We start from the raw sequence: 26,757 nt of genomic DNA, 5'->3' as shown, positions 1-26,757 counted from the left end.
CCTTGTAACAGCCGCTGTAGCGGCAATCCGCGGCAGGGGCAACCCTGCCGCGAGATGGGGAGGGCACCGGGCGCGGTGAGCAACCATGCCCGTCAGATTCGTGTGTCCTTGAAGCCCACGAACCCGTCCACCTACGGGACGTCAAAAAGTAGGCACGGAAAGAGGGAGGCTGCGAGGGCATGGGCCGCAGACCTTGATATCTTCGAGCCTTCGATGCTGGACGCAGCTCGGCACCTGCCGGTCAATGCGTCAGGAAAGTTGCGACCTTTGTCGTTTCATGACCTACACTTTTTCGGCCAAGCCTTGCGAATCCCCCGCGCTTATCGAATGTAGACAGAGCGGCCCGAGACACATACGACTGTGACCGGTCTCGCAAATTCGTAACTGCGCGACATATAGCCCAGACGCAAACGCCCCATCGTCACTTCAACGATAAGCTATTGCGCTAGCTGAAAAACCCTACCGAGTCACTGACATTGTCGCTCCTGCGCTGGAACTGCACTTTTCACTCGACGAAATGGGCAATATCACGGGTGTCAGCGAGTCGGGCGGCAGCACGGCAAAGTACCTTTACGACACGTTTGGTCGTCTGACTGCCGTCCTGGATGCGAGCGGCACACCACTGGAGGTATACACCTATAACCCAACCGGCGATCGTCTCAGTAAATCTGCCCCGGGTCTCGCAACTGGCACGTACGGCTACCAGTCCGGCACCCACTGGCTGACGTCGATCGACACGGCCTCGCGGACCTACGACGCCAATGGCAACACCACCGGCAATGCGGCGGCAGGGCAAGTGTGGGGCTATGGCTACAACGGCCGCAACCGGATGACGGTGGTCCAGCAGAACGGCGCCACAGTCGGCAGCTACGTCTACAACGCGAACGGCGAGCGGGTGCTGAAGACCGTCGGCTCTGCGTCGACGCGCTTCGTCTACGATGAGGGCAGCCAACTGCTTTCAGAACTTGGCGGTACCCATGCCCGCGACTACATTGCGGTGGGCGGCGTGCCGATGGCGGTCGCGGATGGTGCATCCCTTGGCTTCATCACGGCCGATGGCTTGGGATCGCCCCGCGTTGTCACGTCAGCGGCCCGCGATGTGCTTTGGACGTGGCACTATGCAGCCAATCCGTTCGGTGAGGCCGAGCCGGTGTCGGCGACGGGGTATGTGCTGAACCTGAGGTTTCCGGGTCAGTATCAGGACAATGAGGCTGGGTTGAAGTACAACGTCAACCGCACCTTTGATGCAGCAACGGGGCGGTATATCCAGAGTGACCCTATTGGTCTAGCTGGCGGAATAAGCACTTATGCATACGTCAGTGGAAGGCCCTTGACCTGGGCTGATGTGCTGGGACTTGATCAACGTCTCGGATATCGCACGATCAAGGGCGGAAGCAGGTCAGCGATCTGGCAAATCCAGTGGCAACTCTCTGAGCCGTCCCAGAACCCTGGCTATGTTGTCCAGACCGTTACAGGCGTCACGCCGGACGGGCAAACCGTGGTTTACTCGGAAGCGTGGGAAGTTGGGACAGGCGACGTCAACACAATGATCTCGCAGACACGTCAGGTCGACGATACTTTTGCTGGGTGGAAGTCACTTCGTGCTGAAGCGACCTACTACGACGGACTCACATTGCCTGACTCGTACACGTACGGTGGCGGAAAGTACGCTTACGATCTCCTCAGTAAGCCAGGCGGCGCGGACATCACAGGATGCCGCGGCTCAAATACCGTACAAAGGGAATTTGTACCACCTTCAAACGTCAAGCCCTGATATGAATAGAGGTCACGCGTGATGCTCCGTACTACCTTGTTTCTCGGCGCCCTGATTACAGGGGGGCTATTTTCCATAGCATGCAGGGCAGAGCGCCAGATGACGCCGCCACCTACGGATGCAATGGGCGCCAGCAGCTCCCAGGTTGAGGATGCAGCGGCCATCATCCAACACGGCAAGACACGGGATATCAGGGCAAAGGAAGCCGTGCGCCTGACCCAATGGGTTAGGCGCAACCCAACGCAAGTCAGCGAATCCGATATAGCCATCCTCATCGCGCTCTTGCGGGACGACGATGATGTCATTCGCGGGGAGGCAGCGGGAGCGATTGGTTTTGTTGGACCCCGGGCGATATCGGCGGCCCCAGCACTGCTTCAGGCGCTTCGTGAGCGACCGTGCACGAAGCAGCCGGGTGCATCGGCCGATGCGATGCGTGTTGCCCTCGACCGTATCGGCGCGGCACCGGTCAATGTTCCATGTCCAGACCCGCTTGGACTGCCCTGACGACACCGCACGCGACCACCATTCGGCAAAAGCCATACCTCAAAACTTGCGATGCAGTAGACGTCAACATCTATCCTGTACCGCTCAAAGATTTATAGACCAAATGGAGCCATAATTTATGGCAAGCGATATACGGAGGCCGTCTGATTGGAATCAGGACACGTTGAAAGGCTTATTGCTGAGGTGATGGTTAGAAAACGTAGATTGTCGATTTTCCTCGTGTCCACGACCATACATTTCGGCCTCTCTCTATATTGGCTTTCCGGAGCTATTGGTTGTGGGGCTTCGAATACGTGCGATGACTGGATTAACTGGGCGGACTTCATCGTGGGCTTTCCGGTTTTCGATTTTCTTCGCCTTTTTGAGCACGATGGCTCGCGGTCGAGTGGAGAAACGCTCCTCGCATTACTAATAGCAAATTCTGTTTTGATTGGCTTAACAGTTACGGTAACTGCCTTTTTAGTTTCCTCCAGGCGCGGGCCTGAATCACCCAGCATTCCCTAGCGAGGTTCGAGTGAAGGCTGGTCGACTACAACCTGGAAGTACCCATGACAGTGTCGACACGGCCGCGATCACCTAGCGTGCGACGACCAGCACGACGACCGTCACACCCTCGATCATTTCGACGAGCGCGCCGGCCGTATCGCCGGTGAACCCGCCTAGCCGATGCACGACCGCACGCCGCCATAGGGCGCCCGTCGTCACGGCGGCGATGAGGGCCCAGACGCCCGCCGTACCGAACGCCAGCGACACCGCCGCGCTCAGTGCGAGCGCGATCCAGCACCCGTTCGCGGGCGCGCCGCGCAGCGGTTCGCCGAGCCCGCCGCTGCGCACGTAAGGAGTGGTGAGAAACCACGCCACGACCGCTCCGCGCGCCAGCAAAGGCGGCAACACGAGCAACCACGTATCGCCCAGCGTGGCCAGCGCCGAGAACTTCAGCAGCAACACCGACACCAGCGCGACGACACCCGCCGGGCCGCTGCAAGGGTCTTTCATGATGGCCAGCGTGCGCTCCCGGTCGCCCATGCCGCCAATCCATGCGTCGGCGCTGTCCGCCAGGCCGTCCAGATGCAGCGCCCCGGTCAAAGCCACCCACGCGATCACGACCACCGCGGCCAACGGCAGCATCGGCCACGCGTGCATGACCGCCACGAGCCCGGCCAGCAGCAAACCGACGATGCCGCCGACCAGCGGATACCACTTCAACGAAGCCGCCTGTGCCGCAGGATCGACGCGTTGCACGGGCACGGGCAATCGGGTGAGAAAGGCAAACGCGACGGCCAGCCCGCGCATCAGCACCCCCAGGTGAGCGGATGCAACGACGCGTGCGGAACGTCGATGCCCGCCATGTCGCCGAAGCCTCTTCCCTCGGCGATGCAGCGGAGGAGACGAATCGCGCCCCCATGCGTCACTACCAGCACGCGCGCATCGGTCGCTTCGGCCGCCACCTCATCGAGTGCGGCAACGAGGCGCGCACGAAACGTATCGAAGGTCTCCGCCTCCGGTGGCGGACACGCAACGGGATCCGCCCAGAAGCGCCCCAGCGCATCGCCATCGCGTTCGGCGAGCGTCTCGATGGGCACGCCCTGCCATGCACCAAAGTGATACTCGGCCAGTCGCGCATCGATACGCAGCGGCACGCCGCGCTCCGCAGCAAGCTCCCCGGCAAACGCGGCGCAACGCGACAGCGATGAGGAGACGATGCGATCCCAGGTCCGTTCGCGCACCGCCGCCCTCAGTTGCTGCCAGCCAAGCTCGGACAGCGGATCGTCGAGTTGTCCGCGATAACTGCGCTGACCCGTGTCGCCGTGTCGAAGCAGATCGATGCTCATCCTTCCGACACTCCGGCTTCGGCAAATGTCGCCATCGAACCGTGCAATGCGCAGGCCAGGCGCAGCAATGGCACGGCCAGTGCCGCGCCACTGGCTTCGCCCAGACGCAGGCCAAGATCGAGCAATGGTTCGGCATCCAGCGCAGCGAGCACCCGCGCGTGGCCTTGCTCATGCGAACGGTGGCCGAAGATAAGCCATGGACGTACGCCGGGATGCAGCGCCGTCGCAGCAAGCGCCGCCACGCTGCTGATGAATCCGTCCACCAGCACGGGCACGCCATGTTGCGCGGCCGCCACATAGGCGCCGGACAGCGCTGCGATCTCGAAGCCACCCAGGCGGCGCAACCGTTCGCGTGGCGAGGTCGCCAGCGCATGCCCCTGAAGCGCCTGCGTTATGACCGCAACCTTGCGCGCGATGCCATCGGCATCGAGTCCGGTACCCGCGCCAGCGAGTCGTTCCGGTCGTTCGTCCAGCAGCGCGCACGCAAGCGCACTCGCCACCGTGGTATTGCCGATGCCCATATCGCCGCCGATGTAGATCTCGGCACCGGCAGCGACCGCATGGCGGACGCTGGCAAGCCCTGCATCGAGCGCCGCATCGAGTTGCGCGTCGGTCATGGCGGGTTCGATACGCAGATTCGCCGTGGATGGCGCGATCACCTGCCGGGTAACCCCATCGATCTCGCCGGGATCGTTCACCGTACCGAGATTCACCACTTCCAAGGTGGCGCCGAGTTCGCGTGCGAGGACGGCGATGGCCGCGCCGCCACCCGCGAAGTTGCGCAGCATCTCGCCCGTGACGGCCTGCGGAAACGCGGAGACGCCTTCTGCAGCCACGCCGTGATCGCCCGCGAAGACGGCGATCCAAACGCGGTCGGCGCGGGGGCGCTCGTTTCTCTGCAATCCCGCGAGCCGCACGGCCAGAGCTTCGAGCGCGCCGAGCGAGCCTGGAGGTTTCGTCAGCGTGCCCTGCCGCGCCGTGGCGGCGGCGACGGCGGCACGATCCGGAATGCGACAGGGCACGGTGAGCCAGTCGGTCATGGCGACGGTCCTTTCAAAGTGAGGGGCAGGCCCGCGGCGACGAAGACCACGCGGTCACAACGTTGCGCAAGCGCCTGGTGGAGACGGCCGGCTTCGTCGACGAAGCGGCGGGTGAGTTCGCCCAGCGGCGTAATGCCGAGTCCGACCTCGTTACTTACGAAAACGACGTCGCCGGGTACGGCAACCAGCGCATCGAGCAGCGCGTCGCGCTCCGTGACGAAGCGCTGCGTGTCGCCTGTGCCAAGCAGGTTCGACAGCCACAGCGTGAGGCAATCGACGAGCAACAGCCGATGGTCACGCGCGTGCTCGCGCAGGGTCGCACCGAGTGCGAGCGGCTGTTCGATCGATATCCATTCGGCAGGACGGCGAGCGCGGTGATGCGCGATCCGCTCGGACATTTCGTCGTCGAGCGCCTGCGCTGTGGCGATGTAGACGACCTCCTGTCCACTGTCGATCGCGAGGCGTTCCGCCAGCGCACTCTTGCCGGAACGCGCGCCGCCGAGAATGAGCGTCAGCATGAGCCAAGGCCGAACAAGCGCACGAGCATGGAGACATCCATATGTGCATCGATGGTATCGGCGAGGCGATCCAGGCTGGCTTCGCGCAGTGCCATCACGTCGAGAGGCGCGCTCGCCGTCAGTCCCGCTTCGCCGAGCCAGTAGGCCAGCGCTTCGGGATGATCGAACACGCCGTGGAGGTAGGTACCGACGACGCGTCCATCATCCGAGCGAGCACCTTCCGGCAGACCGTCGTCTCGCCACAAGGCAGGCCGCGCCATGGCCGGCCCGACGCTTACCCCGCAGTGGATCTCGTAACCGCTTACTGCGGCGTCGCCGGATACGAGCCTTCCGGTCACGAGGCGAAGTTGTTTGGTTGGCGCCAGCGTGGTTTCGAGGTCGAGCAGGCCAAGACCGTCGCTCGACCCCGGCGGACCTTCAATGCCCTCGGGATCGTGCACGGTACGCCCAAGGATCTGCATGCCACCGCAGATGCCGAGCACGCGGCCACCGTAGCGAACATGGCGCAGGATCGCCTCGTCCCAGCCCTGCGCACGCAACCAGGCCAGGTCGGCGCGCGTGGATTTGGAGCCCGGCAGCACGACGAGATCGCAGGGCGGAAAGGCGTGGCCCGGGCCGATGAACGTCACGGCAACGTCCGGATGCAGGCGCAACGCGTCGAGATCGGTATGGTTGCTGATCCGTGGCAACACCGGTACGACGACGCGCAGGCGTGCGCCACTTCGCGGCTCGCTCTCGCGAGGGAGCGCGTCTTCCGCTTCCAGCACCAGCCCGTGCAGATAGGGCAGCACGCCGAGCACAGGTTTGCCGGTATGTTGTTCAAGCCACTCGAGCCCGGACTGGAGCAACGCCGGGTCGCCGCGGAAACGGTTGATGGCGAAGCCGACCACGCGCGCGCGTTCGCTTTCCGACAGCAGCGCAAGCGTACCAACCAGGTGCGCGAAGACGCCGCCGCGATCGATGTCGGCGACGAGCAGCACCGGGCAATCGACGGCTTCGGCGTAGCCCATGTTCGCGATATCGCGATCGCGCAGGTTAATCTCCGCGGGACTGCCCGCGCCCTCCACCACCACGGCCTCGTAGGTATCGACGAGCCGCGCGTGCGACGCGAGCACGGCGTCCATCGCCACCTGCTTATAGGCGTGGTAACCGACGGCATCCATGTTGCCCACCGGATGTCCGTGCACGATCACCTGGGCGCCCGTATCGCTGTTCGGCTTGAGCAGCACTGGATTGAAATCCGTATGCGGGGCGACGCCGGCTGCCTGCGCCTGCACGGCTTGGGCACGGCCGATTTCGCCTCCGTCCACCGTGACCGCCGAATTCAACGCCATGTTCTGCGGTTTGAACGGCGCGACGGCGACACCACGACGATGCAACCAGCGGCACAGGGCGGCCACGACGGTGCTTTTGCCGGCGTCCGACGTGCAGCCCTGCACCATGAGCACCTTCGCGCTCATGCCAGCACCTCGGCCAGCGCTCGATCGAGTTGCGCGAACGCCGCGTCGTCAGCGGGAAGGCCGAATCGGAGTGCCTGCGGAGTCGCGAAGTGACGGACCAGCACAGCGCGTCGCGCCAGCGCGTCGTGCAACGCCCCCGCGCGGTCGTGCCGAACGTACTGGAAGAACTCGCAGCCACCGGAGGGCGGCAAGCCGTGACCGCTCAACAACGTGGCGAGGCGCGACGACGTACGCTGCAGCCAGTCACGCGCCGTGGCCTGCCATGCCGTATCGGCAAGCGCATGGGTCAGCGCGTACCGCGTCGGTCCGCTCAACGTCCAGGGCCCCAATGCCTCCGCCAGCGCATCGAGCAAGGCGGGCCATGCCGCAACGAAGCCCGCACGTGCACCGGCGAGGCCGAAAAACTTGCCGACCGAGCGAAGCACGACGAGCCCTTCGCACCGATCCGCAAGAAGACTCTCCTGCGGACGCGTATCGACGAATGCCTCATCCACGATGAGCCAGGGCATGTCACACATCGACGCTCCGGTATCTGCCGAGCGACGTCTCATCGCATCGACCAACTGCTCGCGCGATGCGCACTCACCGGTCGGATTGTTCGGACGAACGACGATCACGACATCGAAGTCAGCGACGCGAGCGAGCAGATCGGCCAGCGTCAGCGATGTCACCTCGTGCCCGGCCTGCCGCCAGGCATGGGCATGCTCGGCGTAGGTGGGTTCGATCACGGCGACGCGCGATCGCGCACGCAGCCGCGGCAACGCGGCGATGGCCGCTTGCGATCCCGCCACGGGCAGCAGGTCGTGAACACCGTAGTACGCGCGTGCAGCATCAAGCAGCCCATCGTCATCTTCGGGAAGACGCTGCCAGACACGCGGAGGGATCGGCGGTACGGGCCAACCGTAGGGACTCACGCCCGTGGAGAGGTCGAGCCACGCGTCGCGAGCGATGCCGTAGTCGCGCGCGGCGCGTTCGAGTCGACCACCGTGCTCAAGCATGCGCAGCCATCCCGCCCAGCGACGCGACCACGAGCCAGGCGATCGTGCCGCGATCCACGAGGCGCAATGCGCGGCGAATCGTCTGCGCATCCGGTGCATCGCCCTCGCCAAGGATCGGGCGCTCTTCCCACTGGCCGTGATAGGGCGCCGCGCCGCCAAGCTGCGTGCGCAAGGCGCCCGCCCCCGCCGCCATCACGGGGCCCGCATTCGGGCTGTCCCAGATGGGGGCCTGCGTGCGCCAGCAACGCCATGCCGTGACGAAATGGCCAAGGGAGGCATAAGTGAATGCGGTCAGCCGCGCGGGGACAAACCCGAGCACGTCGTCGATGCGTGCCGCCGCGCTGCCAAAACGCCCGTAGCGCGGCGTGCGGTAGCCCCACATGGCATCGAGCGTATTCGCGAGACGAAACAACAAGGCGCCGGGCGCACCGAGCAGCACGAACCAGAACAAGGCACCGAACACGGCGTCATGCCCGTTTTCGAGCACCGATTCCGTGGCTGCCGCGGCGACTTGTGACGCGTCGAGCACCTCGGTATCGCGACTGACCATCCGCCCGACGGCGAGGCGCGCCGTCGTGAGATCGCCCTCGTCCAGGGCATCGGCAACGGGTCGCGCATGCTCGCCGAGGCTGCGGCGGCCGAGCGCGAAGTAGAGCACGAGGACGTCGATGGCACACGTCACCGGGAACGGAACAACTCGGCGAACGCTCCACAACAGCACGACCGCCGGAAGTACCGCCACCGCCCAGGCGACGATGCCGGCCCAGCGGTTGTCCGCATGCAGCCACCGTTCCACGGCACTCGCCCACCGACCGAACCCAACCAACGGGTGATAGCGCCGCGGCTCGCCGAGCGACGCATCCAGCAGGCAGGCCGCGAACAGCGTGAGCGCGAACGTCATGGCAGGAACAGGCGCACCGCCGCGTCCGGCTGCGACGGGAAACAGAAATGCACGAAACTCGCGGTCATGCGGCCGCGTCGATAAATGCGCTCCGCCGTGGGCCCACCATGCGGGTTGTGTGCGGTTGCCAACGCATCGCTGCCGATGCTCGCCTGCGCATAGTGGAACGAGTGTCCGCGCAGAACTCCCTCCGGAAGCGCTGCCTCCTGCATGCCCAGTGCGGCGAGCCGGGGCTGCATCGTCGCGTGTCCTTCGAGCAGTCCGGCCATCGTGCCGGTATGCCCCTCGCGATCCGCAAGCCGATCCAACGCGTAGAGCAGACCGCCGCATTCGGCGAGCAGTGGCCGGCCGGCGTCCACGTGTGCGCGAAGATCGCGTCGAAGATCGTCGCGTGCCGCCAATGTGTCGATGTGCAGTTCCGGGTAGCCGCCCGGCAACCAGACCGCGTCGCACGCCGGCAACGGATCGCCCGCGAGCGGCGAGAAGAAGAGCAGCTCCGCACCGGCCTCGCGGAGCAAATCGATGTTCGCCGGATACAGAAAGGCAAACGCCGCATCCTGCGCGACCGCGATGCGCACCCCATCGAGACGCACGCGCGATGCCGGCAGCGCGACGTCATCGAAGGTCACGGGTGGCGGAAGCGCGACACGATCCTGCGCCTCCCAGACATCGGCCAACGCATCCAGCCGGGCGTCGAGGTCGTCCAGCTCCGCGGCAGCCACGAGGCCGAGGTGACGTTCCGGCAAGGTCAACGCGGCATCACGCGGCAACGCGCCGTACCAGTCGATATCGGCAGGCAAGCTGTCCCGCAGCAAGCCGGCGTGATACGGACTGCCGACGCGATTGGCGAGCACGCCGCTCAGGCGAAGTGACGGTCGATACGTCGCCAGTCCGTGTGCCAGCGCCCCGAAGGTCTGCGCCATGGCGCTACCGTCGATCACCGCGAGAACTGGCAGACCGAACGCGATGGCGAGATCCGCGCTCGACGGCGAACCGTCGAAGAGACCCATCACGCCTTCGACCAGAATCAGGTCGGCATCACCGGCGGCCTCGTACAGGCGCGCACGCACGTCATCGTCCCCGCCCATCCAGGGGTCCAATTGATACACGGGCTCGCCACTGGCGCGCGCCAGGATGGTGGGATCGAGGAAGTCGGGGCCCGTCTTGAACACCCGCACCCGCTTGCCCTGACGTGCATGCGCGCGTGCCAGGGCAGCAGTGACGCTGGTCTTGCCCTGCCCGGAGGCCGGCGCGGACACGAACAGCGCGGGGCAGTGGCGACTCATAGCTCGATCCCCTTCTGCGCACGGATACCCGCTTGATACGCGTGCTTGATCACGCGCATCTCCGTCACGGTATCGGCCAGCGCGATCAGTTCATCCGGCGCACCGCGCCCCGTGATGACCACGTGCTGCTGCGACGGTCTCGCGAGGAGTACCGCCAGCACGCGATCGAGCGGGACATAGCCCTTCACCAAGGCGATGTTCAACTCGTCCAGCAGCACGAAATCCATGCTCGCATCGCTCAACATGCCCTCCGCGACTTCCCAGGCCGCCATAGCGGCGGCGATGTCGCGCGCCTTGTCCTGGGTCTCCCACGTATAGCCCTCGCCCATCACGTGATAGCTCAAGGGGCCATCTTCGAACACGCGGAAGAAGGCTTCCTCGCCCGTCGAAAAACTGCCCTTGATGAATTGCACCACGCCGCAGCGGAACCCGTGCCCGAGCGATCGCGCCAGCATGCCGAAGCCCGACGAGCTCTTGCCTTTGCCATTGCCGGTGTTCACCACAAGGACGCCGCGATCGATCGTCGCACGTGCGATGCGGCGATCGATCAGCTCCTTCTTGCGGCGCATGCGGTCGCGGTGGCGCGCCTCGTCGTCCATGGCGGCCCAGGGCGTCGTCTCGTTCATGCCTGCGCCGTACGCTGCCCACGCTGACCGGGCACGAAGCGGAACACGAGTGCCTGGATCACCTGGGCCACCAGCACGTACCCGGCTGCCGCACGCACGAACAGCGGTGCCCACTGAGCGAAGCGCTGGACGTACTCCGCCATGTGCGGTGCCGTATAGCGCCCACCGAGCCAGTAGAAGGCACCGTTGGAGACTGCATAAGACAGCGTTGCACTCACCAGCAGCCCAGCGAACACCAGCGCGTGCGAGCGCAGCGAACCGTCGTAGCGAGGCGCCAGCAGGCGGCCTGCGTACCAGAGCACCGCGTAGGCCAGCGGCATGAATGCATAGGCCACGGTAATGCAGAAGTCGCTGACACCTGCATAGCTCACCGAATACCAGTCCACCAAAACGGAAAGCACGACGAAGGCGACGAAGGCCAGGTGCTTGCGCAGATAGATGCCACCGAGAAAGAACAGTGCCATCGATGCGTCGGGCAAGTGCAACGCATCGCCGAAGTGATGGAAGCGCGTGCCGATCATGACCACGGCGAACAGAGCGGCAACGGCCGCGAACATCGGGCGGGACAGCGGTTTCATGGTGGAACCTCGCAGTGGCATGGAGGATTACGAACGGGGTTGGTAGCGCAGCGTGAGCAGCCAGTTACGGCCAGGCTGGTTGAAGTAGCGGGCGGTCTCGTAATGGCGATCGAACACGTTGTTTGCGGACAGCTCGACCTTCCAGGCCGTCGCAAACGCATACGCCAGGCGAAGATCGGTGAGCGTGTAGCCGCCGAGCCGGTGCAGGTTGCTCGTGTCGTCGTAGCGATACCCGGAGGTGAACACGCTCGCCCCGACGCTCAGCGCACCGACCGAGCGATCGACGTCCACCCGTGCCGTGCGGCGCGCGCGACGCGGCAGAAGGTTGCCGTGATTCGCATCATCGCTATCGTCCTCGGGCTGCAACCACGTGGCATTGCCCGCGAGCCGCCAGTCGCCCAGCGTCGTGTCGCCAGCGAGTTCCACGCCACGGATGCGCGAGCGATCGACGTTGTTCGCACCACCGAAGGGGAACAGCGGCCCCGTAAGGCTCGCGTCGAACACGATGAGGTGATCGATGCGGTTCTGGAACGCGTTGATCGACCAATGCCCCCAGCCCGGCGTGCCGCGCAGGCCCAATTCGACGTTGCGCGAGGTTTCGGGACGCAGATCGGGGTTGCCGTAGTCGGGATAGTAGAGATCGTTGAACGTGGGGGCCTTGAATGCCGTGCCGTAGCTGCCGGTCACCTGCAAGGTGTTCGTCAGCGCGTAGCCGTATTGCAAACTGCCCGTGGTCTTGCCGCCGAACTGGCTGTTCTCGTCGCGGCGGAGGCTCGCCTGGATCGAGTTTGCGCCGAACTCCTGTTGCCACTGCGCGAACAGAGCATGGTTGCGCCGCGCATCGACGAGATAGTCGGTGCTGCCAACGACGCGGTCGCGCTGCCAGTCGAAGCCCACCGTCGTAAGGCCCATGGCACCGCCGATGCGGCCGAGATCGGCCTGGATCGAGGCGAGATCGCGGTGCGTGTTGAAGGTATCGGCGTAGACACCGTCCTTCTCGTCGGTGGAAAGGTCTTCGCTGCGCCCGAGGCTTGCCGTCAACAGCACGTCCTGCGCGGGCTTGTAGCGCACGCGGCTGCCGAGCACCTGCGTGGCCGACGCGGCGAAGTTGCTGTTGGTGCCGTCGTAGTGATTGCGGCCTTCACTGCGCGTGGCATTGGCGTCCGCATCCCATTGTTCGTCGAAGCGCCAGCCGCCCTTGAGCGACAGCGCATTGTTGCGATAACCGTCGCGATCCGGCTCGTAGGTGAAGCAACCGCCACCGCCGGGGCTGGGCCTGCCGCGGCATGCATTGATGCCATCGGTCTGGTCGTGATTGGCCTCGACTGCATACCAGCCGTTGGCACCGCGACCGGCAAAGCCGACCGCGCCACGCAACGTGTTGTCGCTGCCCACGCCAATCGATGCCTGCGGTACGAAGCTGCCTTGCGGGTGACGGGTGAAGATCTGGATGACGCCACCGAGCGCATCGGAGCCGTAGAGACTGGAGTAAGGGCCGCGCACGATTTCGATCCGCTCGATCTGATCGACGGGAATGTCCTGGAAGGCAGCCGTGCCGGACGTGACCGAGCCCACCCGCACGCCATCCACCAGCACGAGCACGTGATCGGCTTCGGTGCCGCGCATGAACACCGATGTGGCCTTGCCGGGACCGCCGTTGTTGGCGATGGAGACGCCGGGCGTGCCGCGCAACAGATCGGCGAGCGAGCGCGGCTGGCGCTGCTCGATCTCCGCACGGTCGATGACGGTCGACGCAGCAAGCACCTGGGTGAGTCCCTGATCGGTGCGGCTGGCGGTGACGACGACCTGGTCGAGATCGGTGGAGGCCTCGTCGGCAACGGCGACGGCAGGCACGACGAAAGCTACCGCGATGGCAAGCGCGAGGCGGCGGAAACGAAACGACACGTGATGACTCCCTGCGAACCGCGCCAACCCGCGCGGCATGATGGCGGGGACAAGTGCAGGGATAGGTGGGGATTGCCGGCGGCAGAACTCGACGGCCACCCACGACATGGCCCTCCGCCTGTCCGGTGTACCACGAGGCCGGTCTCCGGGCTCACGAGCGCAGGCCATGCCTGCGGGGCGGCGCCTTCCCATGCCTCAAGGGCACAGTGGCTTCGATGCCGACCGTTTACTCGCCTACCGTTGCGGGGGCAGCTCCGGAATGGCGCGATGTGTCGAACCGCGCGTCACCGGATTCCCGTTTCAATCCGCGGCGCTGCCGCCTCGGATCACCTTGGGCGGCGACAGTGTAGCGGAACGTTTCGCGAAACGGTCACGCCAGCGCAGGAACGGGCGCTCTATCGCGTAGTGCAGCAAGGCGCCTCCGGCGAGTGTCGCGACGGCATAGATGGCGAAACGCAGGAAGCGATAGTCCGCCAGATGGCCGTCCAAAGCCGTCTGGACGAGCGTGAAGACAAGCTTGTGGCACAGGTAGAGGCTGTACGAGGCGCGTGCAAGCCACCCGGCACCCGGCACCTCCAGGCGCGCCAGCCACGTATCGCCACTGGCCGCTGCCACAAGCAACGCCATGCCAAGGGCGAGTGCGGGATAGCCGACCACGCACGGCCAGAAGTCCATGCGCGCGCCGTCGAACAGAACGAGCATGGCGCCGAGCACCAGCAGACCGCACGCAAGCAGCGCCGTCGCGTGCGCGCGAAGGCGCGCGATCATGGCGGGCCGGAAGACACCCGTCGCTGCGAGTGCCACACCGGCCACGAGCCCATCGAGGCGCGACCATGTCGGGTAGTAGAGATAACGCAGGTAAGGCAGGCCGGCACCGTCGCCGTCACCCACCAGCGCGGGGGCCAGTTGGCTCGACCAGAGCCAGGCACGCAGGAGCATGCCACCCACCACAACGGCGAGACAGATCGCCACGAACGCGCCGACCGACGCACGGCGTGCGAGCGCCAGGGCAAGCAGAGGGAACACGAGGTAGAAATGCTCTTCCACGCACAGCGACCACACGTGCGAGAAGGCGTAGTTTTCCGGGTTGTCGAACAGCAGGTTGAAGGTGAAGGTCGGGAACTGCCACAGCGGTTGCATGCCCGGCGTCTCGCGCCATCCCGGCAAGGCCACATAGATGGCGAGTACGACAAAGAACGCCGGTAGAATGCGTACGGCGCGACGCCGATAGAAGTCGCCAAGGTCCAGCGTGCCGGTGGCATGCAGCGAACGCAGCACCTGCGAGCCGATCAGGTAACCGCTGAGCACGAAGAAGAGATCGACGCCCATCCACCCGGCGTGTTCGAGCGTCGCAAAGCCGGTACCCAGGCCGCCGAGCAGATAGCTGTGGAATAGCATCACCCAGACGATGGCGATGGCGCGCAAGGTATCGAGACCGGGCGTACGCTGCATGATCGAACCTGCTCCCCTGTGAACGGTCGGGCCATGCTGCGCTCATCCCCTGCGCCATCCGTGACCGAGGCATGGCGTTTTCCGGGCGGCGGCCTCCGGCGAGCGCTACCATCGCGGCTGAGAACCAAGGGGGAGAACACCATGACGGCAGCGACCGCCGGCACGCTGACATGCGTGGGCCTGGGCATGATGCTCGGCTCGCACCTGACGCCGATCGCGCGGAGCCAGATCACGGCGGCAGACGTGGTCTTCGCCGGAGTATCCGATGGCGTCGTGGAGCAGTGGGTACGCCGTCTGCACCCCGACGTTCGCAGTCTTCAGCCGTTCTACGCCGAGGCGAAGCCACGGCAGGCGACATACCGGGACATGGTCGAGGCGATGCTGACCGAGGTGCGTGCAGGACGACGCGTGTGCGGCGTGTTCTATGGTCATCCCGGCGTCTTCGCGCAGGCACCGCACGAGGCGGTAGCGCGAGCACGCGCGGAGGGCTATGTGGCGCGGATGGAGCCGGGCATCTCGTCCGAGGACTGCCTCTACGCGGACCTTGGCCTGGACCCCGGCCGAACGGGCTGCCAGCACTTCGAAGCCACCCAGTTCATGTTGTATCGGCGCTCGGTCGATACCTCCGCATGGCTGGTGCTCTGGCAGGTCGGCATTGCCGGCGACCTGAGCGGCGGACGCTTCGACACCGAGCCCCGTCGTCTCGCCGTGCTGGTCGAGGTCCTGAGTCGCCATTACCCGCCCACCCACGAGGTGGTGATCTACCGCGCCGCCACCCTGCCCTTCCAGACGCCGCGGATCGAACGCATGCCACTCGGCAGTGTGCAGGACGCCTCGCTCGGCATGCCGGATACGCTGGCGATCCCCCCCTGCACGCCGCTGGAACCCGACCTCGCCATACGCGCGCGTCTGGCCGAATTTGCAGCATCGGAAGCGCCTTAACGGACCGAGCCCGCGGGCGCGCTATGATCGGCGCGCGCATGGTCACCTGGGGAGGTGTTCCGGCGTCATCCAATAGGGGAAGACATGTCGAACGTAATCGATTTCCTGGCGCGCATGGGCGCCGAGGCCGACCTCCGCGACGCGGGGACCGAAGCACTGGCACGCGAACTTGCCGAGGCGAACGTCGACGGTGAACTCGCCGCCGCCATTCTCGCGGCTGACGAAGACACGCTGCGCGAACGCGTGGCGCCGGGCACTTACTACAGCATCCAGCTCGACCGTGAGAAGGAAGATCCGAACCAGGAGCAGGAGAAGGAGAAGAAAGAAGCGCCGGACAACGACGGTGCGGAAAAGTCCGCGCTCGCGCACAGCGCCTAGGCGTGAGATGAGGTTCGTGGGCCACATTCGCCACCGGCTCTCGCTGTGTGCGGTGGCGTTGTTGCTGGCGTCGTACGCCAGCATGGCTGTGGCCCAGTTGAAGCCGGGCGAGGATGCGACGACCACCCTCGCCCAGGCGGATGCGACCAAGACCTCGGACCATTCGGCTTTTGTCACGACACTGGCACGGTTGAGCCAGGACGCGGCGTCGCTGACGGAAAAGCAACGGGAGCATCTGCACTATCTCGAAGCGTGGCAGGTGGCCTATGCCGGCGATTACGAGGCGGCCATTCCCTTGCTGGAATCCGTCGTCGGCAGTTCGTCGGACAAGACCCTGCGTTTCCGCGCCACGGCCACGCTGATCAACATCCTGGGCATCGGCCATCGCTATCAGGATGCGTTCTCGCGCCTCAGCGAACTGACGGACACACTGCCGGACGTGAATGACCCGCAGGCGTTGCTGCAAGGGCTTGGCGAGGCGGCGCAGATGTTGACCACGGCCGGCCAGTACGACCTGGCCGCCGACTATGCCGAACGGATGATCCAGAACACGCCCGCCAACGCGAGTGCGTGCAAGGGCACGTATATCAAGTTGCATGCGCTGTATCGTGGCAAGCGTATCGTCGGCAGCGATCCGCGCTACGTGCAGGGCGTCGCCGACTGCGAGGCGGCTGGCGAGAAGCTCATCGCCAATGCCTTGCGCACCGACGTGGCAGAGAGCGCGATCGCCGACGGCCGACCACAGGACGCGGTGTCGCTGCTGGAGAAGCACTACGCGTCGGTATTGCACGATCAATATCCAAGTCTGACGTCGCAGGTCGAGTCGCTACTCGCGCGCGGACACTGGGAACTGGGCGAGGTGGAAGCCGCAGAGAAGTACGCGCATGCGGCTGTCGACAGCGCGGTGCCGGGCGAGTACTCCGAGCCTCTCGCAAGTGCCCTGCATACGCTGTACCTCGTGGCGCGACGCCACGGCGACTTCCAGATGGCCACGCAGTGGCTCGAACGCTACATGCAGGTCGACAAGGGCTATCTGAATGACGTGACCGCACGCGCCATCGCCTACCAGGTGGTGAAGCAACAGGTGGCGTCCAGCCGCATGGAAGCCGATGCACTGGACCGGCAGAACCAGATCCTGCACCTGCAGCGCGAAGTCGATCGGCGCGCCATGGAGACCAGTCGCCTGTATATCGCACTGCTGCTCACCGTTCTTGCCGCCATTGCGCTATGGCTGGTTCGTACCAAGCGCGCGCAGCTTCGATTCATGCGCATGGCCCGGCGCGACAGCCTCACCGGCATCTGCAACCGCCAGCACTTCGTCGATGAAGCCACGCAAGCCTTGCAGGCGGCGGGAAGGAACGGGACACCCTCGTGCCTCATCCTGTTCGACCTCGACCACTTCAAGCTCGTCAACGACACCTACGGGCATTCGGAAGGCGACTGGGTCCTTCTTCGTGTGGTGGCGGAATGCCGCGATCACCTGCTCCAGCACGACGTCTTCGGCCGCCTCGGCGGTGAGGAATTCGCGATCCTGCTGCCCTTCACCGATGAGGCGAGCGGTGCCAAGCGCGCCGAGATGATCCGTTCGGCCATCGCTGCACCACCGGCCGGCGGTCCTTCGACAGCACGTGTCACGGCGAGCTTCGGCGTCGCCTGCACGTTGCGGCACGGCGCGGACCTGGACCGCCTGTTGATCGTGGCGGACGAAGCGCTTTATCGGGGCAAGGCCAACGGTCGCGATCGCGTCGTGATCGCCATGCCCGAGGAAGCGCCGCAGGAACGACCGCAGGAAGCGGAACAGATCGATGCCGTGGACCATGCGACACCTGTCCGGATGGCGAGCCCCTGATCCCCGTGAAATGGTGGCTCCCGCGCAATGCGGAAGCCACCTTACTCACATCACCACAGGCAGCCGAGCAGACCGTCGTAGACCGAGTGATTGGTCATGGGCAGCTTGTCGTTGAGCGGATCGCCGCCGGTCATGACCTCATAGAACGCATCCACCGGCGTGTCCTTCGCCAGCAGCAGCTTGCACTTGAACAGCTTGGCCGTGGCCTGCACGGCGCCCGACTTCGGGTTCACGGAGGCATGGCTGCCGGCAAACACCCACAGGCACTGCTTCAGCGTGGCCTTGGTAGCGTCCACCGAGCAGCTGAGCTGCAGCGGCGTCAGGTTGGAGTAATCGCCTTCGCAGAATGTGTCGCCGCAGAGGCGATCGAAGGCCATGTTGAGACGGTCTTCGGCCTCGCCGAACGACGCCGTGCCGGCGTCACGGGTCGGCCAGTCGAGGGCATCCACGTAGCGCACGGGCGCCGGGGCCGGATCGGTGGTGGTGGTCGGTTGTGCGAAAGCAGCGGCCGGGAGAACGAAAAGCGCAGCGGCCAAGGTGGATCGAAGCATCGTGGTGACTCCGTGGTTGGGGAGCACCTATGAAACGCTCGTGGCCTCAGCGCGTATGTCCCGCGCTGCCCGTTCGGGCCTGTGGCGATCGCGCCTGGCGAGGGGTAGGAACGGCAACGCGTCGTCGCCGTCCCTGCCCGAATGTCGCACCTTCCCGCGTTACAGCCAGCGGCCGTAACGCCGGATGTAGATCGTCTTCATTACCTGGGTCAGGATGCAGTAGCTCACCAGCGTCAGCGCCAGCCAGGCGAAATAGATGCCCGGCAACGGCTGCATGCCGATGCGCGCACCCAGCGTGCTGAACGGAATGAGCATGCCCACCACCATGATCGCGCCCGTGAGCGCCAGCACCGGCGCCGACGCCATGCTGCGCAGGAACGGAATGCGCCGCGTGCGGATCATGTGCACCACGAGGGTCTGCGAGAGCAGGCCTTCGATGAACCAGCCCGATTGGAACAGCGACTGGTGCTCAGGGCCGTTGGCGCCGAACACGTGCCACATCAGCCAGAACGTGGTGATGTCGAACACCGAACTGACCGGGCCGATCCACACCATGAAGCGACCGATGTCGCCCGCGTCCCACTTGCGCGGCTGGCGCAGATATTCGTCGTCCATGCGGTCGAATGGAATCGAGAGCTGCGACAGATCGTAAAGCAGGTTCTGCACGAGGATCTGCAAGGGCAGCATCGGCAAGAACGGAAGGAACGCGCTCGCCACCAGCACGCTGAACACGTTGCCGAAGTTCGAGCTGGCCGTCATCTTGATGTACTTCATGATGTTGCCGAAGGTGACGCGGCCTTCGACCACACCTTCCTCAAGCACCATCAGGTTCTTTTCGAGCAGGATGATGTCGGCGGACTCTTTGGCAATGTCGGTGGCGGTATCCACCGAAATGCCGACGTCGGCCTCGCGCAGCGCCGGGGCGTCGTTGATGCCGTCGCCCAGGAAGCCCACGGTGTGTCCGCGGCGCTGCAAGGCCTTCACCACGCGCGCCTTCTGCACGGGCGACATCTTCGCGAACACGGTGGTCCTCTCGACCATCGCGTCCAGCGCTTCGTCGTCGAGCTGTTCGATGTCGCGCCCCTGCGCCGAAGCGCTCACGTCGAGTCCGACCTCCGCACAGATCTTCCGCGTGACCGCCTCGTTATCGCCGGTGATGACCTTCACCGCGACGCCATGGTGGTGCAGCGCGCGGATCGCCGTGGCCGCGGAATCCTTCGGAGGATCGAGGAAGGCAAGGCAACCCACGGCGGTGAGGCCTGCCTCGTCGGCCACGCCATAGGCACGCTCCGCCGATGGATCGCGGCGCATGGCCACGATCAGCACGCGCAGACCGTCCTCGTTGAGCCGCCGCGTCATCGCGCGGATCTCGGCGCGTTTCTCGTCGGTCATGTCCTCGATCACGTCGCCTGTGCGCGCCTGCGTGCAGATCGCGAGCATTTCCTCCACTGCGCCCTTGCATACCAGCAGTTGCTCGCCCTGCCCGTCGCTCACCACGACCGACATGCGCCGACGCTGGAAGTCGAACGGGATCTCGTCGACGATGCGGAAGCGTCGCGCGACGGGTTCGAGGTCGCGATGCTCCAGCACCGCCTTGTCCATGAGGTTGCGCAGGCCCGTCTGGAAACGGCTGTTGAGGTAACCGAATTCGAGCGCTTCGTCGGAATCGCCGCCCGCCAGATCCACGTGCCGTTCCAGCACGATCTTGTCCAGGGTGAGCGTGCCCGTCTTGTCGGTGCAGAGCACGTCCATCGCGCCGAAGTTCTGGATCGCGTTGAGGCGCTTCACCACGACCTTGCGCTTCGACATGGCGATGGCGCCCTTGCCGAGATTGGCCGTGACGATCAGCGGCAACATCTCGGGCGTGAGACCGACCGCGACCGACAGCCCGAACATGAAGGCTTCGAGCCAGTCGTGCTTGTCGAAACCGTTGATGAAGAAAACGATCGGCACCATCACCGCCATGAAGCGGATCAGCAGCCAGCTCACCGAGGCGATGCCGCGGTCGAAGCTCGTCTGCACGCGTTCGCCGGACAGCGTGTGCGCGAGCGAGCCCAGATAGGTGCGCGCGCCCGTGGCGAGTACCACGGCGGTGGCGGTACCGGACACGACGTTGGTGCCCATGTAGCAGACCGTCGGAAGGTCCAGCGGGCCGCTGCTCGTATCGCCTACGGCCGAGCCGCTGGGCGCCGCCTTCTCCACGGGGAGCGACTCACCCGTGAGGATCGCCTGGCTGATGAAGAGATCCTTCGCCGCCATCAGACGCAGGTCGGCGGGCACCATGTCGCCCGCGCCGAGGTGAACGATGTCGCCTACCACCAGTTCCTCGACCGGCACCTCGATGCGCTCGGCGTGACCATCCTCTGCGCGGCGCGTGACGGTGGCCGTATTGCGGACCATCGCCTTCAGCTTCTCCGCCGCGCGCGACGAACGGAATTCCTGGGTGAACGACAGCAGCACGCTGATGCCGACCATCACCGCGATGATCGTCGGTCCGGTGTAGTCGTCGGGCTCGGTCACCAGCTGCACGACGGACAACACGAGCAGCACGATGATGAAAGGGTTGCGGAACGCGTGCAGCAACTGGATCGACCAGTGCGGCGGCTTCTCGTGGCCGACTTCGTTGATACCGTCGCGGTCGAGACGCTCCGCGATCGCGGTTTCGTCGAGACCGTCGGGGCGGGAGTCCAGCGAGCGCAGGAGATCGGCCGCGGGGCGATAGGCTTCCGCAGTGATGTGGTTGAGGGTCTTGGCGGCCGTACCGGCCTGCGAGGTCTGGATCTTCATGGCCCGCTACCTTTCCGGACATCGTCCGGACGGGCGCGAGCGGCCTACGGCGATCAGCCGATGGCAGGCGCGCCGACGCAGAGTCGACGTTCGGTGTCGCTATGGAGATGGACGGCGGACGGCGTAGGCCGCGCCGTAGTGTCTATGTCGCAGTTCATGACTGCGAAAGCTTGCCTTCCGCCGGTTTCATCGAGCTTTCGGTGGTGTCGAGCGAGCGCGGCACGGTGATCGTGCGCTTGGCCGGTACGGAGCCGGTAGCGCGACGACGGGCGAGAGCAAAGGCGAGACGGCGACCGAACATGCGCGGGCCGGTCTTTTCGAGCTGAAGGTTCATGGCTCAATCCTCGAATAACGGAAGCTCACGGCTTCCGACGAGGTGAGCCGGACTTTCCCTAGCGGAGGAAAGCGCCGGCCGACCGGGTGCGGTCGCCGCAGGCGTTGAGTTTTGCCAGCGCCGGGACCCGATGCGTGCGGGAGCCGGCGCGTCGACTAGGGTAGACGTCCATATGCCTGAATAAGCGAAGGAGGGTGCCGCCCCGCGAGACGTTGCGGTGCAGCCTGAGGATTGTCGCGCCGCAGCGTGGCAGGGTCAAGCACGGCGTGTATCAAAATGGAATCAGGCCGACAGCGGCAGGCCGGCGGCGATGCCCGCCTCGTATTCCTTCGCCTCACCCAGCAGCCATTCGCGGAAGCGGGCCACGCCGTGGTGGGTTTCCGAACGCTTGGGATAGACGAGGTAATAGGCCTCGGTGACGCGCAGGCGCTCCTTGCACAGTACGGTGAGCGCGCCGCATTCGATCAGCGAGCGCGCCATGACCAGGCGGCCGAGGGCCACGCCCATGCCTTCCAGGACCGCACGCTGGAGGTGTTCGGTGTTGTCGAATCGCGCGACGTAGCGCGAGGGCAAGGGCATCCCGAACGCTTCCGCCCAGTCGTTCCAGCGGCCCGACGGGTCGCCCAGCAAGGGCCAGCCGGCCAGGGACGTATCGGGCAGGCCGCCCATCCGCCGGACCAGCGACGGGCTGGCGATGGGGACTATGTATTCGTCGAAGAGACGTTCCGCCTTCGTGCGCGGCCAGGCACCCAGGCCATAACGGAACGCCACGTCCACGGTCGGCTCGCGGTCGAAATCGACCACCGAGACGGAGGAATGCAGACTCAGTTCCAGCTCGGGATGCTTGCCGACCAGGCGCGGCAGGCGCGGCACGAGCCAGCTCGACGCCACCGAGGGCAGGACGCTCAGCGTCACCGTGTCGTGGTGACGCCCCTGGTAGCGACCCAGCGCGTGCTCGATACCTTCGAAATGGTGGCCGATGGCCTCGAGGAGATTGGCGCCGTCGGCGGTCAGGGTCACGCCGCGGGGACCGCGATCGAACAGCGATCGGCCAAGGCGCTCTTCCAGGTTGCGCACCTGATGACTCAGCGCACTGACGGTGAGGTTCAACTGTTCCGCCGCACGCGACAGCTTGCCGGTGCGCGCGACCAGGACGAACCCCTGAAGAAGACCGAGCGGGAGGCGGGACATGTGAATTGACCTCAAGGCCGGGTTGCAAACATATCGCTTTTTACGGGCCTGAGGAACAGGCACCCTTTAATCCACCTGTAGTCGCAAGACATTGCGATCCATCATTCGGGAGGGTGTCATGGCATCGATCTTCACCGGCCTTGCCTTCATGCACGGCCACATCGTCGATCGCGAACTCGTGTTGCGCCTGGGACGCCAAGAGAACCCTGCGCAGGGCGCCGGGGCACCCGCGACGACCATCCGCCCGGACGACCGCCAACGCGCCCTGCCGCCGATAGCGGCGCCGGCCTGCGCCACCTGCTGATCGACACACTGCCTGAACTTTGCGTGCGCCATCATGGGGGTTTCCCGCCTCACGGAGATGACGCATGAAGCTTCGTCCACTTGGCCGCTCACCCTTGCAGGTGGCCCCACTCGCCTTCGGCGGCAACGTGTTCGGATGGAGCGTCGATGAGCGACGCTCGTTCGAACTGCTCGACGCCTTCGTCGACCATGGGTTCAACCTGATCGACACCGCCGACGTCTACGAGGCCTGGGTGCCGGGCAACGAAGGCGGCGAATCGGAAACGATCATCGGCAAATGGCTGAAGGCCTCGGGCAAGCGCGACAGCGTCCTCATTGCCACCAAGGTCGGCAAGTGGGCGCGCTACCCCGGTCTGTCGCCCACCAACATCCGCGAAGCGGTGGACGATTCGCTGCGTCGCCTGCAGACCGATCGCATCGATCTCTACCAGTCGCACGAGGACGATCCGAAGGTGCCGCTGGAAGAAACGCTGCGCGCGTTCGACGACCTGGTGCAGGCCGGCAAGGTGCGCGTCATCGGCGCGTCGAACTACGACGCCTCGCGATTGGAAGATGCACTGCACACCAGCCGCGACAAAGGCCTCGCCCGTTACGAATCGCTGCAGCCCGAATACAACCTGATGGACCGCGCGGGCTTCGAGAACGGTCTGCAACCGCTCTGCGAGCGCGAACAAGTCAGTGTCATCAGCTACTACTCGCTCGCCAGCGGATTCCTGAGCGGCAAGTACCGCAGCGAAGCCGACCTGGACAAGAGTAAGGCACGCGGTGGCCGGGTAAAGACCTACCTCAACGAACGCGGTTATCGCGTGCTCGGAGCGCTCGACGAGGTCGCGCAGGCGTATGGCGCCACGCCAGCCCAAGTCGCGCTGGCCTGGGTGATGGCACAGCCGGCGATTGCCGCTGCCATTGCGAGCGCGACGACGGTGGAACAATTGGGCGAGATCGCGAAGGCGGCGACGCTCGTGCTGAGGGCGGACGACGTGGCGAAACTCAAGGCCGCCAGCGACATCTGAGAACCGCACGCAGGTACACACGCGCCGCGTGTGTACCTGCGTGGGTTTGCGCTTAGTGCGCGGCGCGGAGTGTGTCGATCGCCGCGTTGAGCGTCGCGCTCGGACGCATGGCGGCGCTCACGCGGCGCATGTCCGGGTGGTAGTAACCGCCGATATCTACCGGCTTGCCCTGCGCACCGATCAGCTCGGCGTTGATCGTCGCTTCGTTCTCGGCGAGAGCCTTCGCCACGTTGGCGAACTTCGCCTTCAGATCGGCATCGTCGTTCTGTGCGGCCAACGCCTCCGCCCAGTACATGGCGAGGTAGAAGTGGCTGCCGCGGTTGTCGATCTCGCCGACCTTGCGAGCGGGCGACTTGTTGCTGTCGAGGAAGCGGCCGTTGGCCTGGTCGAGCGTCTTCGCCAGCACGCGCGCATGGGCGTTGTCGTAGCGCTCGGCCAGATGTTCCAGCGACGCAGCCAGTGCGAGGAATTCGCCGAGCGAATCCCAGCGCAGGTAGCCCTCTTCCACGAACTGCTGCACGTGCTTGGGTGCCGAACCGCCCGCACCCGTCTCGAACAGGCCGCCACCGGCCATCAATGGCACGATGGAAAGCATCTTCGCCGAGGTACCCAGTTCCATGATGGGGAACAGGTCAGTGAGGTAGTCGCGCAGCACGTTGCCGGTCACCGAGATGGTGTCCTGACCCTTGCGGATGCGCTCCAGCGAGAACGTCGTGGCTTCCACCGGCGACAGCACGCGGATGTCGAGACCCGACGTGTCGTGATCCTTGAGGTAGCGCTCCACCTTGGCAATCACCTGCGCATCGTGCGCGCGATTCCGGTCGAGCCAGAACACGGCCGGCGTGGCCGAGAGGCGCGCGCGCTGCACGGCGAGCTTCACCCAATCCTGAATCGGCGCATCCTTGGTCTGGCACATGCGCCAGATGTCGCCCTGCTCCACGGCGTGCTCGAACACCAAGGCACCGTTGTCGGCCACCACGCGCACCGTGCCGTCCGCGGTCATCTGGAAGGTCTTGTCGTGCGAGCCGTATTCCTCGGCTTTCTGCGCCATGAGGCCGACGTTCGGCACGCTACCCATGGTGGCGGGATCGAACGCGCCGTGGGCAATGCAATCCTCGATCACGGCCTGATACACGCCGGCATAGGAACGATCGGGGATCACGGCCTTGGCGTCCTGCAGCTTGCCTTCAGCGTTCCACATGCCACCCGAGTCGCGGATCATGGCCGGCATCGATGCATCGACGATCACGTCGCTGGGCACGTGCAGGTTGGTGATGCCCTTGTCGGAGTTCACCATGGCGAGCGCGGGACGCTGCGCGTACTCGGCCTTGAGATCGGCTTCGATCTCGGCGCGCTTCGCGGCGTCGAGACGATCGAGACGTGCGTACAGGTCGCCGATGCCGTTGTTGGCATCGAAACCGACCTGCTTGAGCGTATCGGCGTGCTTCGCGAGCACGTCCTTATAGAACTCGCGTACGGCGATGCCGAACATGATCGGGTCGGAGACCTTCATCATCGTGGCCTTGAGGTGGAGCGAGAACAGCACGCCCTTGATCTTGGCATCGGCGATCTGCTCGGCGATAAACGCGGCAAGCGCCTTGCGGCTCATCACGGCGGCGTCGACGATCTCACCCGCCTTCACGGCGACCTTTTCCTTGAGCACCTTGGTCGCGCCATCCTTGCCGACGAACTCGATGCGCAGGCTGCCCGCGCTGTCGAGCGTGGCGGAACGCTCGCTGCCGTAGAAATCGCCATCCGCCATGTGCGCGACGTGCGACTTCGACTCGGGCGACCACTTGCCCATGCGATGCGGATGCTTGCGTGCGTAGTTCTTGACCGAGAGCGGCGCGCGTCGATCGGAATTGCCTTCGCGCAGCACCGGGTTCACGGCGCTGCCCATCGCCTTGCCATAGCGCGCGTTGGTGTCCTTCTCCTCATCCGTGGCGGGCACGTCTACGTAGTCGGGCAAGGCATAGCCCTGCGCCTGCAGTTCGCGGATGGCGGCCTTCATCTGCGGCACGGAGGCGCTGATGTTCGGCAGCTTGATGATGTTGGCTTCGGGCTTGGTCGCCAGCTCGCCGAGTTCGGCGAGGTCGTCACCGATCTTCTGCGCGTCGGTGAGGCGATCCGGGAACTGCGCCAGGATGCGACCCGCGAGCGAGATGTCACGCGTTTCGACGGACACCCCCGCGGTGCCTGCGAAGGCCTCGACAATCGGCAGGAACGAGGCAGTGGCGAGGAACGGCGCTTCGTCGGTGAGCGTGTAGATGATCTTGGGCGAGCTGGACATGTCGCGTGCCTCGTACGTGAGTTTGGCCTGTCGGGACGTCCGTGGTGCGATCCCCGGCGGGGCTCGTGTCGGACGGAAACCCTCCCATTGTGGCGCAGGGCAGCCGCTGGGAGCCAGCCTTGGGGGCCGAGTGTGGGGCTAGCTTGCTTCGGTGGGGCTAGCTTGCTGTGGTGGGCCAGCTTGCTTCGGTGAGGCTAGCTTGCTGTGGTGGGGCTAGCTTGCCTCGGTGGGAGCCAGCCCCGGGA

At 65.2% G+C, this 26,757-nt stretch carries 22 protein-coding genes, 1 pseudogene and 1 riboswitch; of the genes and pseudogenes, 6 read left to right on the top strand and 17 right to left on the bottom strand.

Annotated elements, in window-relative coordinates; translation table 11 throughout:
- The first annotated feature begins 439 nt into the window (after window positions 1-439).
- Entirely contained in the window at window positions 440-1,774 is a 1,335-nt protein-coding gene (locus tag IM816_RS01565) for an RHS repeat-associated core domain-containing protein (RefSeq protein WP_486624463.1), read from the top strand.
- Between the two features lie 1,080 nt (window positions 1,775-2,854).
- Here IM816_RS01565 and IM816_RS01560 read toward each other — a convergent pair.
- From IM816_RS01560 to IM816_RS01505, 12 genes and pseudogenes are all read right to left on the bottom strand, one after another.
- Window positions 2,855-3,574, bottom strand: coding sequence for an adenosylcobinamide-GDP ribazoletransferase (locus IM816_RS01560; RefSeq protein WP_250340672.1), 720 nt, complete (start codon window positions 3,572-3,574; stop codon window positions 2,855-2,857).
- Window positions 3,571-4,110, bottom strand: a complete 540-nt coding sequence (locus IM816_RS01555) for a histidine phosphatase family protein (protein WP_250339514.1) — start codon at window positions 4,108-4,110, stop codon at window positions 3,571-3,573. The genes IM816_RS01560 and IM816_RS01555 overlap by 4 nt, the downstream gene beginning before the upstream one ends.
- Window positions 4,107-5,150: a nicotinate-nucleotide--dimethylbenzimidazole phosphoribosyltransferase gene (cobT, locus tag IM816_RS01550; protein WP_250339513.1), complete on the bottom strand. Its 1,044-nt coding sequence runs from the start codon at window positions 5,148-5,150 to the stop codon at window positions 4,107-4,109. The genes IM816_RS01555 and cobT overlap by 4 nt, the downstream gene beginning before the upstream one ends.
- The gene (cobU, locus tag IM816_RS01545; RefSeq protein ID WP_250339512.1) at window positions 5,147-5,668 is read right to left on the bottom strand and encodes a bifunctional adenosylcobinamide kinase/adenosylcobinamide-phosphate guanylyltransferase; all 522 of its coding nucleotides are present in this window, start codon (window positions 5,666-5,668) and stop codon (window positions 5,147-5,149) included. Before cobU ends, cobT begins: the two co-directional genes overlap by 4 nt.
- A complete protein-coding gene (locus tag IM816_RS01540) occupies window positions 5,662-7,128 on the bottom strand; it encodes a cobyric acid synthase (protein ID WP_250339511.1) in 1,467 nt (488 codons plus the stop codon). The genes cobU and IM816_RS01540 overlap by 7 nt, the downstream gene beginning before the upstream one ends.
- Complete coding sequence (gene cobD, locus IM816_RS01535; RefSeq protein ID WP_250339510.1) at window positions 7,125-8,126, bottom strand: threonine-phosphate decarboxylase CobD; 1,002 nt, start codon at window positions 8,124-8,126, stop codon at window positions 7,125-7,127. Before cobD ends, IM816_RS01540 begins: the two co-directional genes overlap by 4 nt.
- Entirely contained in the window at window positions 8,119-9,027 is a 909-nt protein-coding gene (gene cbiB, locus IM816_RS01530; protein WP_250339509.1) for an adenosylcobinamide-phosphate synthase CbiB, read from the bottom strand. Before cbiB ends, cobD begins: the two co-directional genes overlap by 8 nt.
- Entirely contained in the window at window positions 9,024-10,313 is a 1,290-nt protein-coding gene (locus tag IM816_RS01525; protein ID WP_250339508.1) for a cobyrinic acid a,c-diamide synthase CobB, read from the bottom strand. Before IM816_RS01525 ends, cbiB begins: the two co-directional genes overlap by 4 nt.
- On the bottom strand, window positions 10,310-10,912 hold the full coding sequence (cobO, locus tag IM816_RS01520; RefSeq protein WP_250340671.1) for a cob(I)yrinic acid a,c-diamide adenosyltransferase: 603 nt from the start codon (window positions 10,910-10,912) through the stop codon (window positions 10,310-10,312). The genes IM816_RS01525 and cobO overlap by 4 nt, the downstream gene beginning before the upstream one ends.
- 23 nt (window positions 10,913-10,935) lie before the next feature.
- Window positions 10,936-11,517, bottom strand: a complete 582-nt coding sequence (locus IM816_RS01515) for a hypothetical protein (protein WP_250339507.1) — start codon at window positions 11,515-11,517, stop codon at window positions 10,936-10,938.
- 27 nt (window positions 11,518-11,544) lie between these two features.
- Complete coding sequence (gene btuB, locus IM816_RS01510) at window positions 11,545-13,461, bottom strand: TonB-dependent vitamin B12 receptor (protein ID WP_250340670.1); 1,917 nt, start codon at window positions 13,459-13,461, stop codon at window positions 11,545-11,547.
- Window positions 13,462-13,541: 80 nt separating this feature from the next.
- Window positions 13,542-13,771: riboswitch (cobalamin riboswitch) on the bottom strand.
- Window positions 13,765-14,874: pseudogene (locus tag IM816_RS01505) on the bottom strand (acyltransferase family protein); the annotation flags it as partial. Its footprint overlaps the riboswitch before it by 7 nt.
- 141 nt (window positions 14,875-15,015) lie before the next feature.
- Between IM816_RS01505 and IM816_RS01500 the strand changes: the two are divergent.
- The 3 genes from IM816_RS01500 (at window position 15,016) to IM816_RS01490 (ending at window position 18,043) form a co-directional block, all read left to right on the top strand.
- Window positions 15,016-15,816: an SAM-dependent methyltransferase gene (locus IM816_RS01500; protein ID WP_250339506.1), complete on the top strand. Its 801-nt coding sequence runs from the start codon at window positions 15,016-15,018 to the stop codon at window positions 15,814-15,816.
- Between the two features lie 84 nt (window positions 15,817-15,900).
- On the top strand, window positions 15,901-16,194 hold the full coding sequence (locus IM816_RS01495) for a hypothetical protein (RefSeq protein WP_250339505.1): 294 nt from the start codon (window positions 15,901-15,903) through the stop codon (window positions 16,192-16,194).
- 16 nt (window positions 16,195-16,210) lie between these two features.
- Window positions 16,211-18,043, top strand: a complete 1,833-nt coding sequence (locus IM816_RS01490; protein ID WP_250339504.1) for a diguanylate cyclase — start codon at window positions 16,211-16,213, stop codon at window positions 18,041-18,043.
- Between the two features lie 50 nt (window positions 18,044-18,093).
- Here the strand turns inward: IM816_RS01490 and IM816_RS01485 are convergent, their stop codons facing one another.
- From IM816_RS01485 to IM816_RS01470, 4 genes are all read right to left on the bottom strand, one after another.
- Window positions 18,094-18,594, bottom strand: coding sequence for a hypothetical protein (locus IM816_RS01485; protein WP_250339503.1), 501 nt, complete (start codon window positions 18,592-18,594; stop codon window positions 18,094-18,096).
- 159 nt (window positions 18,595-18,753) lie between these two features.
- Window positions 18,754-21,381, bottom strand: coding sequence for a magnesium-translocating P-type ATPase (mgtA, locus tag IM816_RS01480; RefSeq protein WP_250339502.1), 2,628 nt, complete (start codon window positions 21,379-21,381; stop codon window positions 18,754-18,756).
- Between the two features lie 154 nt (window positions 21,382-21,535).
- Entirely contained in the window at window positions 21,536-21,715 is a 180-nt protein-coding gene (locus IM816_RS01475) for a hypothetical protein (RefSeq protein ID WP_072323918.1), read from the bottom strand.
- A gap of 282 nt (window positions 21,716-21,997) precedes the next feature.
- A complete protein-coding gene (locus tag IM816_RS01470) occupies window positions 21,998-22,906 on the bottom strand; it encodes a LysR substrate-binding domain-containing protein (RefSeq protein ID WP_250339501.1) in 909 nt (302 codons plus the stop codon).
- Window positions 22,907-23,024: 118 nt separating this feature from the next.
- On the opposite strand from IM816_RS01470, the gene IM816_RS01465 reads away from it, so the two are divergent.
- On the top strand, window positions 23,025-23,210 hold the full coding sequence (locus IM816_RS01465; RefSeq protein ID WP_250339500.1) for a hypothetical protein: 186 nt from the start codon (window positions 23,025-23,027) through the stop codon (window positions 23,208-23,210).
- 64 nt (window positions 23,211-23,274) lie between these two features.
- Window positions 23,275-24,222, top strand: coding sequence for an aldo/keto reductase (locus tag IM816_RS01460; protein ID WP_250339499.1), 948 nt, complete (start codon window positions 23,275-23,277; stop codon window positions 24,220-24,222).
- A gap of 52 nt (window positions 24,223-24,274) precedes the next feature.
- Here the strand turns inward: IM816_RS01460 and IM816_RS01455 are convergent, their stop codons facing one another.
- On the bottom strand, window positions 24,275-26,512 hold the full coding sequence (locus IM816_RS01455; protein WP_250339498.1) for an NADP-dependent isocitrate dehydrogenase: 2,238 nt from the start codon (window positions 26,510-26,512) through the stop codon (window positions 24,275-24,277).
- Window positions 26,513-26,757: the final 245 nt, after the last annotated feature.

Source organism: Luteibacter flocculans (genome assembly GCF_023612255.1).
In the GTDB taxonomy this organism is placed as follows: Bacteria; Pseudomonadota; Gammaproteobacteria; order Xanthomonadales; family Rhodanobacteraceae; genus Luteibacter; species Luteibacter flocculans.
Note: the sequence above shows the minus strand (reverse complement) of the source record. Positions and strands in the feature narration are given on the sequence as shown.

What these genes read in the sequence shown, in the direction of transcription:
- IM816_RS01485 (WP_250339503.1), bottom strand. Translation starts at nt 18,594, where the DNA reads ATGCTTCGATCCACCTTGGCCGCTGCGCTTTTCGTTCTCCCGGCCGCT.
- IM816_RS01470 (WP_250339501.1), bottom strand. Translation starts at nt 22,906, where the DNA reads ATGTCCCGCCTCCCGCTCGGTCTTCTTCAGGGGTTCGTCCTGGTCGCG.
- IM816_RS01540 (WP_250339511.1), bottom strand. Translation starts at nt 7,128, where the DNA reads ATGAGCGCGAAGGTGCTCATGGTGCAGGGCTGCACGTCGGACGCCGGC.
- IM816_RS01460 (WP_250339499.1), top strand. Translation starts at nt 23,275, where the DNA reads ATGAAGCTTCGTCCACTTGGCCGCTCACCCTTGCAGGTGGCCCCACTC.
- cobO (WP_250340671.1), bottom strand. Translation starts at nt 10,912, where the DNA reads ATGGACGACGAGGCGCGCCACCGCGACCGCATGCGCCGCAAGAAGGAG.
- IM816_RS01475 (WP_072323918.1), bottom strand. Translation starts at nt 21,715, where the DNA reads ATGAACCTTCAGCTCGAAAAGACCGGCCCGCGCATGTTCGGTCGCCGT.
- IM816_RS01525 (WP_250339508.1), bottom strand. Translation starts at nt 10,313, where the DNA reads ATGAGTCGCCACTGCCCCGCGCTGTTCGTGTCCGCGCCGGCCTCCGGG.
- btuB (WP_250340670.1), bottom strand. Translation starts at nt 13,461, where the DNA reads ATGCCGCGCGGGTTGGCGCGGTTCGCAGGGAGTCATCACGTGTCGTTT.
- cbiB (WP_250339509.1), bottom strand. Translation starts at nt 9,027, where the DNA reads ATGACGTTCGCGCTCACGCTGTTCGCGGCCTGCCTGCTGGATGCGTCG.
- IM816_RS01495 (WP_250339505.1), top strand. Translation starts at nt 15,901, where the DNA reads ATGTCGAACGTAATCGATTTCCTGGCGCGCATGGGCGCCGAGGCCGAC.
- IM816_RS01465 (WP_250339500.1), top strand. Translation starts at nt 23,025, where the DNA reads ATGGCATCGATCTTCACCGGCCTTGCCTTCATGCACGGCCACATCGTC.
- IM816_RS01500 (WP_250339506.1), top strand. Translation starts at nt 15,016, where the DNA reads ATGACGGCAGCGACCGCCGGCACGCTGACATGCGTGGGCCTGGGCATG.
- cobT (WP_250339513.1), bottom strand. Translation starts at nt 5,150, where the DNA reads ATGACCGACTGGCTCACCGTGCCCTGTCGCATTCCGGATCGTGCCGCC.
- IM816_RS01555 (WP_250339514.1), bottom strand. Translation starts at nt 4,110, where the DNA reads ATGAGCATCGATCTGCTTCGACACGGCGACACGGGTCAGCGCAGTTAT.
- cobD (WP_250339510.1), bottom strand. Translation starts at nt 8,126, where the DNA reads ATGCTTGAGCACGGTGGTCGACTCGAACGCGCCGCGCGCGACTACGGC.
- IM816_RS01455 (WP_250339498.1), bottom strand. Translation starts at nt 26,512, where the DNA reads ATGTCCAGCTCGCCCAAGATCATCTACACGCTCACCGACGAAGCGCCG.
- mgtA (WP_250339502.1), bottom strand. Translation starts at nt 21,381, where the DNA reads ATGAAGATCCAGACCTCGCAGGCCGGTACGGCCGCCAAGACCCTCAAC.
- IM816_RS01515 (WP_250339507.1), bottom strand. Translation starts at nt 11,517, where the DNA reads ATGAAACCGCTGTCCCGCCCGATGTTCGCGGCCGTTGCCGCTCTGTTC.
- cobU (WP_250339512.1), bottom strand. Translation starts at nt 5,668, where the DNA reads ATGCTGACGCTCATTCTCGGCGGCGCGCGTTCCGGCAAGAGTGCGCTG.